The sequence below is a fragment of the Cognatishimia sp. genome, from assembly GCF_964229375.1.
Classification (GTDB): domain Bacteria; phylum Pseudomonadota; class Alphaproteobacteria; order Rhodobacterales; family Rhodobacteraceae; genus Cognatishimia.
Genome location: NZ_CAXREH010000096.1, coordinates 1 through 14,981, shown reverse-complemented (window position 1 = coordinate 14,981; position 14,981 = coordinate 1). Strand labels below are relative to the sequence as shown.

Sequence of the window (14,981 nt, the reverse complement as noted above, 5' to 3'; positions counted from 1 at the left end):
TCGGAAAACGGGTCTTCCTCGCGCGCGGGAACGGTATAATCTTCGTTCAGCCATTTCGCCAAATCGATATCCGCGCAGCGCTTGGAGCAGAACGGGCGGTAGGCCTTGTCGGTGGGCTTTTGGCAGATGGGGCAGCTCATGTAAGCAGCTCGGCCAAGGGCAAGCGGTCGCGTTTGCGTTGCAGCTCGAAGTGGCCCAATGGCGTCCAGCCGGCTAGAATGGTTTCGGTCTGATCCGCCTTGAAGGCCGCGCGCAGCGACGTCTCAAAGGCACGGCGATCTTTCTTGGGCATCGGTGCAAGATCTAGCGTGATCTGCCCACCCAGGCCGCGTAGGCGAAGTTGGCGGGGCAGGTCTTTGGCCGCAGCGATATTGGCGCGCAGTGTGGCCGCAGGCGAGGTATCTGTGCCTGTGTTCACGTCCACCGCTACCAGCGCGCGTGTGGGTTCCACGAACATGTAAGCCCCCTGCCCCAATGGAACACGCGGGTTTTGCAGATCTTCCAGCGCATCCAGTACACCGTGGCTGTCAAAAGACCCCGCGTCCGTCACAACATCCGCAGGATCTGTCCATTCACGCCAGGCACTCACATGCGGGCCATCGCCATCGGAGAGCTTTTCTGCAGGCCCGTCGGCATCAGCCAAAACACTGCGCGCCAGGTCCTGCATTTCGGCGATGTCTTCGGCGATGGCATCGCTTTCGTCCGCGCTGCAGCTCGAGCGCAGGATAAGCCCGCGGGCGTCGTCCTCGAGAACCTCATGCGCGATGCCTTTGAGGGTGTCTCGCAGATCGTCGTCGCGGATCGAACGGCTGACATTCACGCCGGGTGCACCGGGCGTCACGATGGCATAACGGCTTTTGAACAACAGCTTTTGCGTGACGGGGATGGCTTTGCCCTCTTCGGCATAGCCGGTGACTTGCACCAGCAAGGCCTGTCCAGGCGACAGGCCTTTGACCTGACGCAAAAACACATTGCCGTCGGGCGTTTTCAGGAACATACCGCCCTGCCCTTTGACCGGCCTGTCAGCAATCGCGCGATAGATCGTGCCGGGGCGCGGGGCGTCGCCGTCAATCAAGAAATCATGCAGCTTGCCATTGACCATAAGAGCCGCAGCCTCGCGGCCGTCGATATGGTCCAGGATGATCTGTCGGCCCTTCATGGCGTGTCCTTATAAAGTGGGTAGCCCGCAGCCCCAAGAAGCGCTGCGGTTTCTGCCAGAGGCAATCCGACGATGCCCGTAAAGGATCCAGAGATCCACGGGATGAAAGCTCCTGCAGGACCTTGGATCCCGTATCCGCCAGCTTTGCCTTGCCAGTCATTCGTCGCGAGATAGGCGTTCAGCTCCTGATCTGACAGGCGTTTCATCTTGGCTTCGCTGACAACATCGCGCTGCCAGAGCTGGTCGCCTTTGCGCAGGGCGACAGACGTGATGATTTTATGCCGCCGCCCACCAAGCGCGACCAGAAACGCCGCCGCCTCGCCGGCATCAGCCGGTTTGCCCAGAATGCGGCGGCCAAGGGCAACTGTCGTGTCGGCACATAGCGCGATCTCGCCCTCGGCCAGCGTTGTGGCCATGGCTTTTTCGCGCGCAATGCGGCTGCAATAGGGTCTGGGAAGTTCGCCACGCAAGGGCGTTTCATCGATATCGGGCGGCCGAATTTCATCCGGCACCACCCCGATCTGCGCCAACAGTTCTTTGCGGCGCGGGCTGCCGGACCCGAGGATCAAACGCATGCCACGGACTCCAGCAATACCGGCTTATTTAAAGCGATAGTTGATCCGGCCCTTGGTCAGATCATAGGGGGTCATTTCCACCTGAACTTTGTCGCCTGCCAGAACGCGGATACGGTTCTTGCGCATTTTACCTGCCGTGTGTGCGATGATCTCATGGCCGTTTTCCAGCTCGACCCGAAACGTCGCATTTGGCAGGAGTTCCTTTACGACACCGGGAAATTCGAGCAATTCTTCCTTGGCCATGGTCTCTCCATAAATAAACGCCCGCCAAGTGCGAGCGGCCCCTAAATGGGCGCAAATTCGTGTATTTACAAGGGGAATCTAGCGCAACTGCCGAGTTATCGCCAAGCTGTCGCGCGGAATCTGGTCTTGCCAGTGGGTTCGGTTCAAAACCCGCCCGTCGCGCCGCACATCCGAGATAAGATCCAGATCGATGTCGGCATAGGTCCACTGGGGCGCGTTTAACGGCCCCTCTGCGATCACTCCGGTTGGTGGCAAACCTTTGTCGGGCGGGCAAAAAACACCGCCAGCCCCAACGTTAGCATCCACCGCAGGGGTCCATGCGGCATCGCCCACGGTCGAGGCCATTACCGTCACACATTGCTGCTCAAGTGCACGCGACATTGCGCCTATTCGCACACGCCAATAGCCCGACAGCGCGTCCGTGCAGGATGGCACCAAGATCACATCACAGTCAGCCAGAGCCCGACCCAGCAGGGGAAACTCACTGTCATAGCAGATCAAAATCCCGATCGCCCCAACCGACGTTTCGATCACCTGCAAGGGGTCTCCTGCGACGACGCCCCAGGTTTCGCGCTCAAACCGAGTCATGATCTGCTTGTCTTGCGCCAGCATCGCGCCACTGGGCGCAAAAAACCGGCTGCGGTTCACAGGACGCTCTTTGCCGTCAAAAACAGGCGCAGATGCCGCAAGGATATGACACCCCGAGCCCTGCGCCAGCTTGGCATGCAGCGCATCTACATCCGGGATGCGTTCGGACACCGCGTGCAGCGAGCCTTCCAGATCGCCAGCGATCTTTGCGCCCGCAAGCGAGGCCAGCTCCATCGCGCCGTATTCTGGGAACACCAAGACGTCACTGCCCGCCTGAGCAGCCTCGTCAACCCATGCGCTTAGCTTGTCCTCATACTGAGCCCAGCTGTCCAGCCAATCGACCGGATAAGCCGCCGTTGCGATTTTCATCAGACCAGTGCTCCCTGCTGCGTTCGGCAAAGTTTAACCGGCGCAGCGCTCAGGGCCACAAGAAATCGCAAACCGGCGCGGGACCAAAGCGTGGCTATGCGATGTCGATCGCAGGTGCGTCTTCGCTTTGGCTGTCTTCATCGGACGCGATGGAAACGTGATAATCCGCAAACGCCTGATCTCTGATCTTTTTGACGGCCTCATACTCTGGGCTGCCAAAAACGCTCTCAACGGCGGCGCGATTTGGGTATTTCACTATCATTACCGTTTTGGCGGGCCGATGCCCCACCACAACTTCATTCACGGTAAATCGTTTAACAATTTCGGCCCCCGCGCGTTCCAACAACGGTCCCGTGACCCGAAAATATTCACCCAAAGCAAAGGGTTCGTCCTCATTAACAGTTACAAGAGCTACAACAGTAACAGCCATCTAGCACTCCCGAAAACAGCCTTTTCGTCGCTCTGAACTGGATAACTTCCCCAGATGGCGACCTAAGGCGCACTCATTACATATTACTATTCGAATGTGAACTTTTCATATTGGCATAGGGCGAAAAACTTGACCCTACGGCAATAAGTTTAGATCAGTCGGTAAAATAATCAAGTTAGCGCCACCAAAGCGCAAACAGACGCGCGGAAATCTGCGCTAGAGCGCACGCGACCAAAACTGCAGCGGCTTTGCAGTTTCCTCTGCCTGATCCACGTCTTTCCACTCAAACGACGCGATTATTCCATCCATCGGCCGATAGCCGCGTGCGGTCCAGAATTTGTCCAAAGGGCGATAGTCCGCTGGGCGTAAAGGATGATCGGCGGGGCGTTGAACGCCACAGAAACAGATGGATTGAAAGCCCAGCGCGCGCGCGTGCTGTTCGCGGTGATCAAAGAACTTGTGGCCTAATCCCCGTCCGCGGTACTCGGACAGCAAAACAGATTCGGCGCAGTAAAACATCTGCGACAGATCCAGCCCCGCGCCTTCAAAGGCTGCGCCAAAATCATCGGAATGATCCGCCATCGGGGTGCCGGTCGAGGCCCCCACCAGCCGATCCCCGTCAAAGGCTCCCACCACGACCGCACGCGCACTCTCGCGATAAACACTCAGATACGAGCGCTCATAGTCCAGCGAGCCATCGTAAAGATACGGCCAATCGCGGAAAACGGTGATGCGCAGGCGTGCGATGTCGTCGAGCGCCGCTTCGAAATCCGAGCCGCTTAGAACACGAGTGGTCAGCATTGTGCCTCCGAAATTTTAGCTGCGCGTATCCCCCCATTGGGCGATCAGCTGCGTCACGATCTCGTCGCGCGTTTTTCGATAGGCGTCAAGTTTTGCCTCGCGGGTTTCGCCCTGCGAGGTCGGATCACTGGTGTCCCAGAAAAGCACATCCATGTGAAAGACTTTCGTCAATTCCTGTGCACGGGCATAGCTTGCGGGGCTCAGCGCGATCACCATGTCAAAACTGGACAGCTGGTCGCCCAACTGCTCCATTTCCTCAAAAGACCGGGACTGATGACGGGCCAGTTCCACGTCCATCTCGTGGCAGACGGCAATGGCAAACCCGTCGATTTCCAGATCGTCTTTCAGACCTGCGGATTGCACATAGGTTTCTGTGCCAAACAGCTTTTTCATAATCCCTTCGGCCATCGGAGAGCGCACCGCATTGTGGTCGCAACAGAATAGAACCGATTGAGGAAGCGGTTTGGTCATGAACTAGCCGCCAAAATGCAAAACGCAGATCAGAGTAAACAACCGACGCGCCGTATCATTATCAATGTCGGCCTTACTTTCCAGCCGTTCAGACAGAATACGCGCGCCCTCGTTGTGGATGCCGCGCCGCGCCATGTCGATGGTCTCGATCTGGCTGGGCGGCATGTTCTTGACCGCGTCGAAATAGCTTTCGCAGATCTGCCAATAGTCTTTGACGACCTGACGAAACGGCGACAGCGACAGGTGAAATTCCGCCGCCTTGTCCCCGCCTTCGGTTTGAATATCAAACACCAGCCGCTTGTCGCGAATAGCCAGCTCGACAGCGTAGGGGCCGTCAGGCACAGCACGATCATCGCGACTTGGAAGCGCGAATGTATTGTCTTCGATCAGGTCAAACATAGCGACGCGGCGCTCTTGTTCGATTTCCGGCGTGGGCGGCGGAAGGTTTCGATCGTCGATTTCGATGCGGCTGATACGGCTCATAGCGGATTTCTACTCTTTTTCTCACAACAGGCATAGCTTGACGTATGAATTCAAGCAATGCTGCAATGCGGCGCAGGTATTTTTTCGGACAGGCTCCTCGCAGATTATCAACATTTACGAGAACGAAGCGGCCCCTTTGGCGGCTATTTTCCCCAAATGCGCGACAAGCGCACAGGCAGGGGCATTTCTGGTGATCGCCCCCTTTTGCTAAGGATTTGTTAGGATTCCGCCGTCATAAAAGCCCCGCGGTACAGGCGGGGACGCCGATGGTCGCGCCAAAGGGGCCTTTGTCCAGATCCGGCGGGATCTGTTAGGTGAGCCAGGGAAAGTTCAATGACGCAGGTCACGAACGTGGGGGAGCCAGGCAAAGCAACGGGCCCGACGCCCTTTTGGCTAACAATATTCGGCTATTTGTTCAGCGCATCTAAACGCGCGGTCACCGACAGACCATGTGCCTCAAGGCTTTCACTGGCGGCCAATGTCTCGGCTGCGGGGCCAATGGCACGCAGGGCAGCAGGTGTCATTTTCGACAATGTGGTGCGCTTGAGAAAGTCCATCACCGACAGGCCAGAACTGAACCGTGCGGACCGTGCGGTTGGCAAAACGTGATTGGGCCCGCCAACATAGTCTCCAATCGCCTCGGGTGTGAACTGCCCCAAAAAGATCGCGCCCGCGTGGGTGATCTGCTCGGACAATGCATCCGGATCCGTCACACACAGCTCGAGGTGCTCGGGCGCGATGCGATCAGACAGGGCCGCTGCGACCGCCAGATCCGGCACGGTGATAATCGCCCCAAAGTCGCGCCAGCTTGCACCTGCAATCGCGCGGCGCTCCAGAGTTTGCAGACGCGCATCCACGGCATCTGACACCGCTTGCCCGAAGGCTGCGTCATCCGTGATCAGAATGGATTGCGCGCTTTCGTCGTGTTCGGCCTGACTTAGCAAGTCCAGTGCAATCCAATCTGGATTGTTGTCTTTGTCCGCGATCACCAGAATTTCTGACGGGCCGGCGATCATGTCGATGCCGACTTTCCCGAACACCCGCCGTTTCGCAGCCGCAACAAAGGCATTTCCCGGACCCGTGATTTTGTCGACCGGTGCAATGGTTTCGGTGCCATAGGCCAGCGCCGCAACCGCCTGCGCGCCGCCGATCCGGTAGACTTCGTCCACACCAGCAAGACGCGCGGCCAACAACACCAGCGGATTGGCTTGGCCATCCGGCGTAGGAACGACAATCGCCAGACGCCCGACACCGGCCACCTTCGCAGGAATTGCGTTCATCAAGACAGAGGACGGATAACTTGCCAGCCCCCCCGGCACATAGAGCCCCGCTGCGGACACTGCTGTCCAACGCCAGCCAAGCTGCGCGCCGCTTTCGTCTGTCCAGCTTTCGTCCTGTGGCATCTGCCGCACGTGATAGGCACGAATGCGTTCGGCTGCCACCTCAAGAGCGGCGCGTTCTTCGGCGCTGACTTGGGCACAAAGCGCATCAATCTCGGCCTCGGAGAACCGCAATGTCTCGGGCGTCAGGTCAAGGCGATCAAATTTGGACGTCAATTCAATAACCGCCGCGTCGCCGCGGGTTTGAACATCTGCGATGATGTCAGCAACCACCGCGTCCACATCCGGACTGTCCTCACGCTTTGCCCCTAAAAGCGCGGTGAAACGTGCCTCAAAATCGGCGTCTTGCGTATTCAAAAACTGAGGCATCGGACTCTCCTTTGCGCCGCTCTTAGCGGCAGCAGGCGACAGGCTCAAGGCACGGGAGGCAACGGGCGACGAAAAGCTGCACCCTTTGGTGCAACCGACAGGATCAGAGGCCGTGATCCGGCGTTTTCCGCGATGGCGCAAGATAGGGCCGCGTCACATCTTTCAACGACACCTCCAGCGCCTCGACGCTCAAACGGATCGCACCGTCCCCAGCCAGCGTTAGCGTAACATCGTGCGCATCCCCCTCAGAGGACGATTCGATCGCCAACACCGCATGAATGGTGTCGGCGTCTTTGCGGTCCACACCCTGACTTGCGATTTTGGTCACATGTTCGATCACCAGCAGGGATTGAACCCGTTCGACATCGCGCCCGCGCGCCTGTGCGTTTTCTGCGTCTTCCCAGCGAAACCGGTTCAGCAGAATGGCGAAACGACGCTCCTTGGCCCGCCAGGTCATCTCTGTGACAGGAAACACCGCGTCCTGCGCCAAAGCCGACAGAACCTTAAGGTCTTCGTCATCCAGCGCGCCCAAATTCAGCGGCGCTTCGCGACCATCTTCAAACCGTGCGTCTTCGCTCATTCGCCCTGCACCCGTTTCACGTTTGCGCCCACGGCCGAAAGCTTGTCGACCAGATTTTCATAGCCGCGATCCAAGTGATAGACGCGGTTCACACGGGTTTCGCCCTCGGCCACCAGACCTGCCAGAATAAGTGACACCGAGGCCCGAAGATCCGTGGCCATTACCGGCGCGCCTTTCAGCGTTTCAACACCGTGCACCTTGGCTGTCCCGCCCGACACATCGATATTGGCGCCCATCCGGATCAACTCGGGGGCATGCATAAAGCGGTTTTCAAAGATGGTCTCTTCCAGCACCGATGTGCCTTCGGCGAAGCACATCATCGCCATGAACTGCGCCTGAAGGTCAGTCGGGAACCCGGGGAACGGCGCTGTCGCCACGTCCACCGCTTTCAGTCGGCCGCCGGGATGGCGCACTTTCAAGCCGCGCTCGGTTTCGGTGATTTCAAGGCCGGCTTCTTCCATCTTGTCACAGAAGGCCGCCAACAGCTCGCGCCGTCCGCCGATGCATTCGACCTCGCCACCGGCGATACCAGGCGCTGTCATATAGGTGCCCAGCTCGATGCGGTCGGTGATCACCCGGTGTGTCGTACCATTCAGACGATCCACGCCGCGCACAACCATCGTTTCGGTGCCTGCGCCTTCAATGTCCGCGCCCATCGCGATCAGGCAATCGGCAAGTGCTTTCGTGTCAGGCTCGCGGGCGGCGTTCTTGATGACCGTCGTGCCTTTGGCCAGCACAGCAGCGCACATGATGTTTTCTGTGGCGCCCACCGAGGGGAACGGGAATTCAATCTCGGCCCCAACCAGTTCGCCAAACGCGTGGACATAGCCATCCTTCAGCTCGACTTTCGCGCCCAGTTTCTCAAGGCCGGTCAGGTGGAAATCAACCGCCCGCGCGCCAATGGCGCAGCCGCCGGGCAACGAGACAACCGCCTCACCGGTCCGGCCAATCAACGGCCCCAGCACATTGAACGAGGCCCGAAGTTTTCGCACCATATCATAATGCGCCATATGCGACGTCAGTTTGGCCGCGGACATCGCCAGCGTGCCGCCCTCATTCAGGCGCCCGATCTCGACGCCAAGGCTCTCAAGCAGGGCTGACAGCGTCGCCACATCCGATAGACGGGGCACATTGGTCAGGGTCAACGGTTCTTCGGAAAGAATCGACGCACACATCAGCTTGAGACACGTGTTCTTCGCGCCTGCGATTGGAATTTCCCCAGACAGCGGGCCGCCACCGGTGACTAAAATCGAATCCATCTGCCCTACCCCTCGTTCTTTTTACTAGATTTTTCCTCATCGCCGCCAGCCGACCGCGCCTTGGCCTGAGCCTTGCGACGGCCCATGTTGGCCTTCAGCGCAGCCTTCAGCCGATCTTCGCGGGATTGTGCCTTAACGGCCTTCCCAGATGAGGTTTTCTTTTTGTCCATGAGGTTTCAATACATGAGGTAAAAAAAACATGCTAGATGCCCTTGCGCGGGTTAGAAATTGAGTCTAATCACCGCGCCACGACATACGTCGGATCGAATTGCGATGCGTCAAATGCCGCAGTAGCTCAGTGGTAGAGCGCACCCTTGGTAAGGGTGAGGTCGGGAGTTCAATCCTCCCCTGCGGCACCATAAAAATCATCATAAAAATCAGAACACTAAAGGTCATCACACGGACTGTAAGCGGTGCTGCGCTCGCATCCAGATCTTGTCGACCTCACAAGGCAATACCTGCCCCCCTTCGTCTAACCCAACCTCTCGGCACGAAAACGCCGCCCACTTGGGGCGGCGTTCTTGTTTGCGTTTGTTGGGATTTAACCCAACAGACTTATGAATCGGACTTGTTGCGGATGCCGTCGCGATACAGGGCTTTCGCCAGCGCCACGCACATCAATCCCATGACCATTGTGAAGGGCAGCGCGCCGATAATCATCGCGTTGCGCAAGGCATCGAGCGGGTTGTTCTCGCCTGCCGCAAGGATCAGCGTGCCGATCACAGCTGTCAGGATAAGACCCCAAACGATTTTGTGCTTGTTGCCAACTTCCTGATCGCCACCGGACATGATGGTGTTCATCACCAGAATGCCAGAGTCAGCGGATGTCACCAGGAAGGTCAGGATCAGCACAACACACATGACGGTGATCAGAGACAGGAACGGACCGCTCAGCATCTCACCCAGAGTGACGAAGAGTTTCGCCGTGTTGGATGCGCCGATGATGGCACCGTCTGCGCCGCCAGTCAGCTCTAGATCAATCGCGGTGCCGCCCAGGATGGTCATCCATGCAAAGCAGACCAGCGCGGGTGCGAACACACAGCCGATGATGAACTCGCGGATGGTGCGGCCTTTGGAAATGCGGGCCAGGAACAGGCCAACAAATGGCGAGAACGCGATCCACCAAGCCCAGTAGAAAGTGGTCCAACCGGACTGCCAACCGAACTGACGCTGTGGTTCACCAGCGGCATAGACCGCTTCCAGTGTGGCCGCTGGCAATGCTGCTGCGTCGCCTTCCAGACCGGACACAAACCCGTCAAAGGATCCCCATGCGTTGGTCGCACCACCACGCAGAGCATCTGCGAATGGCGCTGCGTCGGCCGGCAGGCCTGCGGCAAAGTCTGCAGCAGATTGCGGGCCATAGGCACCAAAGCTGAGGCTGAGGAAGTTCAGCAGGTAATCAACCAGAGCCGACACATAGGTGCTCATCGCGAAGATGAAGGATCCAAAGATCACAAACACCAGCAGCAGGATCAGAGACAGAACCAAGTTCAGGTTGGACAGGTACTTAACGCCCCGGCCAACGCCAGAAACCGCAGAAAGGATCGACAGGCCCATAATCACGATAAGGCCAGCCAACAGACCCACAGTGCTTGGGGTTGGTGCATCACCGCTGAGGTTCATGATCCATTCCATGCCGGTGATCGCATAAAGACCGTCGATGAACTGGCTGACACCAAAGCCGATGGTTACGGAAACACCCAGGATCGTTGCAACAACGCCAAGAACGTCAACAACGTGGCCAAGAAACCCGTTCAGCAGACGACCAAACAGCGGGGTCAGCGCCGAGCGGATGGTCAGAGGCATGTTACGCGTATAGGCGTAGTACGCCAAGGACAGGCCGGTGACGACATAGATCGCCCAGGCATGGAAGCCGTAGTGCAGGTAGGTGTAGCGATATGCCGACTGCAGCGCCTCTTCCGAGTTGCCGCTGACTTCGCCGGAGACCACAACAGGGTTAGACCCCCAAAGTCCAAGAGGCTCTGCAGTCGCAAAGACCATCAGACCCACGCCCAGACCGGCACCGAACATCATCGAGAACCAAGAGAAATCCGAAAACTCGGGCTTTACGCCTTCGCCGCCAAGCCGAAGTTTTCCGATGCCTGGCAGGATCGCCAGAGCCGCAAGGAAGAAGATGAACGCGCCAACAATGACAATGTAGAAGCCGTTGAACGTCTCGAGCAGGGACCAGTTCAGGCTGCCCAGCACGCCATTCGCGCTCGCAGGCCAGATCAGCGCCCAGAGCACCAGAGCAACCATGATGCCCTTACTTAATAGCGCAATTTCAATGGAATGGCCCTCGTAAAAGCCTTTTGAAGATCGATTGATCTCCAAGTTGGTAAATGGTGGTTTTATAGACATAGCGTCCTCCCTTGCTTCGTGAACTGATGACTAATTACAATCGGGTGTCACAAGTCGAGTACGAGGCGCGGCCCTTTGGCGCGCGACACACACGTACACATAAAACTATTGGTAGCTTGTTCTTCTGGGGTCAGGATTCCGTCCCGGTGATCGACCTCCCCTTCGACTACATCTACCATACATGACCCACACAATCCCTCCGAACAACCAAATTCGACGTTCACTCCGTTCGAACGCAGCACCTCGAGAATGGTTTCGTCCTGCCCAACCTCATAGACGGCACCATTGGATGCGAGCTCGACCTGAAAGCTTGTGCTTTCGCCGTGGTCGGCATCTGAACTCGCCGCAAATCTTTCAAAGTGAATGGTGCCACCGCGCATTGAAGACCCGCAATCCAGCACCGTGTTCAGCATGGCTTCGGGGCCGCAGGTATAGACATCGCTGTCAACTGGCAGGCTGCGCAACAGGCCCGTCAGATCAAACTGACCGTCCACATCATCGCAATGCAGCCGGTACCATTGGTCCAACCCAAGGGCGCGAAACTTTTCGTCCATCGCGGCGTAATCTTTGCTGCGCACCAGATAAACAACCTGGAAATCACGACCCGCGTTCAACAACTCGCGCGCCATCGCAACCAAAGGGGTGGCCCCGATGCCGCCTGCGATCAGGGTGACATAGCGCTCGCCCGACTGCAGCCGGAAGTGATTGCGCGGCCCGCCGATTTTGACCTCGGCGCCCTCTGTCAGCGCGTGCATTGCCAGCGAGCCGCCGCGGCCGCCGTCTTCGCGTTTGACTGCAACGTTCAGCGTGCGCCCGTCCAGGCTCCAGCTCCAGATGGAATACTGCCGCACAAGATCATCAGACAGATGCACATCAACATGCGCACCGGCTTCCAAGCCCTGAAATCGCCCTTCCGCAATCTCGAAGGCGAAATCGCTGGTATCCGGGCTGAGGTCCGTTTTCTTGATGAGTTTCGCTGTTACAGTTTGCATAAGACGCCTCTTTGTCTCAATTCTGGCCGTCGACACGCACCATCTTCGACAAAGTCAGAAGCAAAAGCGACGCATCGGGCTAAAAACCCCGCCCTGATTGTATCGTGCAGTTGGTCCCGAAAAATTTGGATAGCAAAAAATGCATTTGACGGTTTCGTTCAATTCGGAAAAAACTCAAACGTGAGTGAACTGAACTCACTCAAAGCCAAGCGCCGCAGCGGAGCCATCATGTCCCGACGTTACTACGACCTGCCACCGTTCACGACATTGGCCGCGTTTGAAGCCGCTGCACGGCACATGAGTTTCAAAAATGCGGCGCAAGAATTATCCGTAACACCCGGCGCGGTCAGCCATCAGATCAAGGCACTTGAAGAGGATCTGGGGAAACCTTTGTTCCTGCGCCAGCATCGCGGTGTTGAACTGACCCCAGAAGGCGAGACGCTGCTTGAAACACTTGGGGCGAGCTTTCGTCAGATTTCACGGCAACTTTCGAATATACGCCAGATCGGCGGCGAAGATAACGTCACCGTCGGCTCGACAACTGCGGTTGCGGCGCTGTGGCTGTCCCCCACCGTGATCGATTTTTGGCGTGAATACCCCGACATCAAAGTGCATCAGGTGACACAGGATAAACCCTTCGACTATGCGCGCGATTTCGATTTCATCATCTGCTACGGCCAATCCGTGAACCCTACGCTCAGCCAAACCCCGATTTACCGGGATGATCTGGTGCCCGTGGCGTCCCCCGAGATTGCGGCAGACCTTAAGGATATCGACCTAGAAGGCCTCGCCTCGCAGCGGCTGATCCATCTTGAGGCGTCAAGCCCGTCTTGGACGCGCTGGTCTGACTGGTTCACAGGGCTTGGCTATACGAAAGGCATAGCCAACGGCCCAAGGGTCACCAGCTATTCCGTGGCCCTGCAGTTTGCCCGCAAAGGCGCAGGAATCGCTTTGGGGTGGCGCAGGTTGGTGGAACCGATGATAGAAAGCGGTAAACTTGCGGTGATCGGCGACCACAGCTTACCTGCCCCGCACCGGTTCTACTTGTGTGGGCAGCCCGACGAAAACCTGTCTAAAGGTGCGCGTGCATTGAAAGAATGGATCCTGGACAAGTCGCAGGACACCTGACTTTAGCTCAAGTAAACCAAGAATGAACTTTTCCGATATTGCGCCAAGATCGCGTTGCCTTTCATTAGGCAAAAAGCAACAACGCCAAGGAGAGTTCGATGAACAAGCATGCCCCCCTCTCTTCAGTCCTGACAGACGTGACTTCAGCCAAAGGCCTTCCCAACGCGCACTACATTGACGCGGATGTTTTCAACGAAGAAAAAGAATCCGTTCTTTTTGCCAACTGGTCGGGCATCGGCTTTGGCAAAGATGTGCCAGAGGCAGGCGACGCGAAACCCGTCAATTTTCTGGGCATGCCGCTGTTGATGGTCCGCGACCGCAATGGCGATCTGGGCGTGTTCCAGAACACCTGCCGTCACCGTGGCATGATCCTTGTGGACAAGCCGCAGAAAATTCGCGGCGCGATCCGCTGCCCCTATCACAGCTGGTGCTATGGCCTGAACGGCGAGCTGCGCACCGCACCGCATGTCGGTGGCCCCGGTCAAAGCACGCACGAAAATCTGGACTTCTCGGAACTGGGTCTGGTGCGCATCCGCTCTTATGTCTGGCGCGACGTGGTTTTTGTGAACATCGACGGCAACGCGCCTGAATTCGAAGAGGTCCACGCCGACCTGATGGCCCGCTGGAAAGAGTTTGAGCAGCCGATGTATCACGGTGGCGAAAGCGGCTCGCTGCAACTAGAGCTCGACTCAAACTGGAAGCTGGCCGTGGAAAACTTCTGCGAAAGCTATCACCTGCCTTGGGTCCACCCCGGCCTGAACAGCTACTCCCGGCTGGAAGACCACTACAACATCACCGAGATGGGCAAGTATTCCGGTCAGGGTACTTTGGTCTATCGCCAGTTCGAAGGCGAAAACGGTGAAAAGCTGAAAGACTTTGAAAACCTCAGCGAGACATGGAACGAAGGCGCGGAATATATCGTGGTCTATCCAAACGTGATGCTGGGCGTTCAGCGCGATCATGGATTTGCGTTCATTCTAGAGCCCGTCACACACGAGAAAACCCGCGAACACATCGAACTCTATTACGCTGAAAAGCCAGAGGATGCGCCGCATCACGAAGCGCTGCGCGCCAAGAACGCGGCGCTGTGGGCCGAGGTTTTTCAAGAGGACGTTTTCGTTGTCGAAGGCATGCAAAAAGGGCGTCACGGCGTGAAATTTGACGGCGGGCGCTTCTCTCCGGCGATGGATGCGCCGACGCATTGCTTCCACCACTGGGTTGCGTCTCAGGTCGAAAAGGGCCGTTCATAACCATGAGCGACTTTATCAAAGACGGTCTGGCCAGAAACTTTCTGGCCGGATCTTGGGTCGAGGGCGATCACGGCGCAGCCATTGCAGTCGAAGACCCCGGCAATCAGGAGCATGTCGCCGATTGCGCGCAGGCGGGCGAAGAAACTCTGGCCAAGGCGCTTACTGCGGCGCGCGCCTCGTTTGAGCGTGGCGATCTGGCCGATATGCCCCCTTCGACACGCGGTCGCTTGATGATCCGCATTGCGCAGGAAATCCGTGCCATTGCCGACGAAGGTGCGATCCTGCTGTGTCGCGAAAGCGGAAAATCCCTGTCAGCAGCCCGTGACGAGTTTGAAGAAGCTGCACAATATTTCGAGTACTACGGCGGCGTTGCCGACAAAATCGAAGGCAAGTCGATCCCGCTGGGCCCTGACTATGCCGACTATACGGTCTTTGAACCCTTTGGCGTCTCGGCCCAAATCGTGCCGTGGAACTTCCCCGTCTCGATCGCGGCCAGATCACTGGCCCCGTCGATGGCCGCAGGCAACGCCACGATCATCAAATCACCAGAGCTTGACCCGATTGGCCTTGCCTTGCTCGGCAC

General features: G+C 57.6%; 18 protein-coding genes and 1 tRNA gene. 4 read left to right on the top strand and 15 right to left on the bottom strand.

Annotated elements, in window-relative coordinates; all coding sequences use genetic code 11:
• From ACEQWH_RS07520 to ACEQWH_RS07460, 13 genes are all read right to left on the bottom strand, one after another.
• On the bottom strand, positions 1-140 hold a 140-nt coding region (locus ACEQWH_RS07520; RefSeq protein ID WP_370229342.1), incomplete at its 3' end, for a DNA gyrase inhibitor YacG.
• The gene (locus tag ACEQWH_RS07515; protein ID WP_370229341.1) at positions 137-1,159 is read right to left on the bottom strand and encodes a ribonuclease E/G; all 1,023 of its coding nucleotides are present in this window, start codon (positions 1,157-1,159) and stop codon (positions 137-139) included. The genes ACEQWH_RS07515 and ACEQWH_RS07520, both read right to left, overlap by 4 nt.
• Positions 1,156-1,734, bottom strand: coding sequence for a nucleoside triphosphate pyrophosphatase (locus tag ACEQWH_RS07510; RefSeq protein WP_370229339.1), 579 nt, complete (start codon positions 1,732-1,734; stop codon positions 1,156-1,158). The genes ACEQWH_RS07515 and ACEQWH_RS07510 overlap by 4 nt, the downstream gene beginning before the upstream one ends.
• A gap of 24 nt (positions 1,735-1,758) precedes the next feature.
• Positions 1,759-1,977 carry a translation initiation factor IF-1 gene (infA, locus tag ACEQWH_RS07505; protein WP_007205486.1) on the bottom strand — a complete coding sequence of 73 codons (219 nt, stop codon included), beginning with the start codon at positions 1,975-1,977 and terminating at the stop codon, positions 1,759-1,761.
• A gap of 78 nt (positions 1,978-2,055) precedes the next feature.
• The gene (locus ACEQWH_RS07500) at positions 2,056-2,934 is read right to left on the bottom strand and encodes a carbon-nitrogen hydrolase family protein (RefSeq protein WP_370229337.1); all 879 of its coding nucleotides are present in this window, start codon (positions 2,932-2,934) and stop codon (positions 2,056-2,058) included.
• Between the two features lie 94 nt (positions 2,935-3,028).
• Positions 3,029-3,364, bottom strand: coding sequence for a DUF1330 domain-containing protein (locus ACEQWH_RS07495; protein WP_370229335.1), 336 nt, complete (start codon positions 3,362-3,364; stop codon positions 3,029-3,031).
• 216 nt (positions 3,365-3,580) lie between these two features.
• Positions 3,581-4,165 (bottom strand): GNAT family N-acetyltransferase, encoded by a 585-nt coding sequence (locus tag ACEQWH_RS07490; RefSeq protein WP_370229333.1) that lies wholly within the window; start codon positions 4,163-4,165, stop codon positions 3,581-3,583.
• Between the two features lie 15 nt (positions 4,166-4,180).
• On the bottom strand, positions 4,181-4,636 hold the full coding sequence (locus ACEQWH_RS07485) for a low molecular weight phosphatase family protein (protein WP_370229331.1): 456 nt from the start codon (positions 4,634-4,636) through the stop codon (positions 4,181-4,183).
• A gap of 3 nt (positions 4,637-4,639) precedes the next feature.
• Entirely contained in the window at positions 4,640-5,119 is a 480-nt protein-coding gene (locus tag ACEQWH_RS07480) for a UPF0262 family protein (RefSeq protein WP_370229329.1), read from the bottom strand.
• A gap of 407 nt (positions 5,120-5,526) precedes the next feature.
• Positions 5,527-6,828, bottom strand: a complete 1,302-nt coding sequence (hisD, locus tag ACEQWH_RS07475; RefSeq protein ID WP_370229327.1) for a histidinol dehydrogenase — start codon at positions 6,826-6,828, stop codon at positions 5,527-5,529.
• A 103-nt stretch (positions 6,829-6,931) separates the two neighbouring features.
• Entirely contained in the window at positions 6,932-7,408 is a 477-nt protein-coding gene (locus ACEQWH_RS07470; RefSeq protein WP_370229325.1) for a DUF2948 family protein, read from the bottom strand.
• Positions 7,405-8,667, bottom strand: coding sequence for a UDP-N-acetylglucosamine 1-carboxyvinyltransferase (murA, locus tag ACEQWH_RS07465; RefSeq protein ID WP_370229324.1), 1,263 nt, complete (start codon positions 8,665-8,667; stop codon positions 7,405-7,407). Before murA ends, ACEQWH_RS07470 begins: the two co-directional genes overlap by 4 nt.
• Before the next feature lie 5 nt (positions 8,668-8,672).
• On the bottom strand, positions 8,673-8,837 hold the full coding sequence (locus ACEQWH_RS07460; protein ID WP_370229322.1) for a hypothetical protein: 165 nt from the start codon (positions 8,835-8,837) through the stop codon (positions 8,673-8,675).
• 114 nt (positions 8,838-8,951) lie between these two features.
• Between ACEQWH_RS07460 and ACEQWH_RS07455 the strand changes: the two genes are divergently transcribed.
• Positions 8,952-9,026: transfer RNA gene (locus ACEQWH_RS07455), tRNA-Thr, on the top strand.
• Between the two features lie 196 nt (positions 9,027-9,222).
• Here the strand turns inward: ACEQWH_RS07455 and ACEQWH_RS07450 are convergent.
• Both ACEQWH_RS07450 and ACEQWH_RS07445 read right to left on the bottom strand, forming a co-directional pair.
• A complete protein-coding gene (locus ACEQWH_RS07450; RefSeq protein WP_370229320.1) occupies positions 9,223-11,028 on the bottom strand; it encodes a BCCT family transporter in 1,806 nt (601 codons plus the stop codon).
• A gap of 47 nt (positions 11,029-11,075) precedes the next feature.
• The gene (locus tag ACEQWH_RS07445) at positions 11,076-12,020 is read right to left on the bottom strand and encodes a 2Fe-2S iron-sulfur cluster-binding protein (protein WP_370229319.1); all 945 of its coding nucleotides are present in this window, start codon (positions 12,018-12,020) and stop codon (positions 11,076-11,078) included.
• A gap of 180 nt (positions 12,021-12,200) precedes the next feature.
• Between ACEQWH_RS07445 and ACEQWH_RS07440 the strand changes: the two genes are divergently transcribed.
• From ACEQWH_RS07440 to ACEQWH_RS07430, 3 genes are all read left to right on the top strand, one after another.
• The gene (locus ACEQWH_RS07440) at positions 12,201-13,148 is read left to right on the top strand and encodes a LysR substrate-binding domain-containing protein (protein ID WP_370229317.1); all 948 of its coding nucleotides are present in this window, start codon (positions 12,201-12,203) and stop codon (positions 13,146-13,148) included.
• A gap of 98 nt (positions 13,149-13,246) precedes the next feature.
• Positions 13,247-14,398: an aromatic ring-hydroxylating dioxygenase subunit alpha gene (locus tag ACEQWH_RS07435; protein WP_370229315.1), complete on the top strand. Its 1,152-nt coding sequence runs from the start codon at positions 13,247-13,249 to the stop codon at positions 14,396-14,398.
• A gap of 2 nt (positions 14,399-14,400) precedes the next feature.
• Positions 14,401-14,981, top strand: a 581-nt coding sequence (locus tag ACEQWH_RS07430) for an aldehyde dehydrogenase family protein (protein ID WP_370229314.1), incomplete at its 3' end; no start/stop codon positions are given.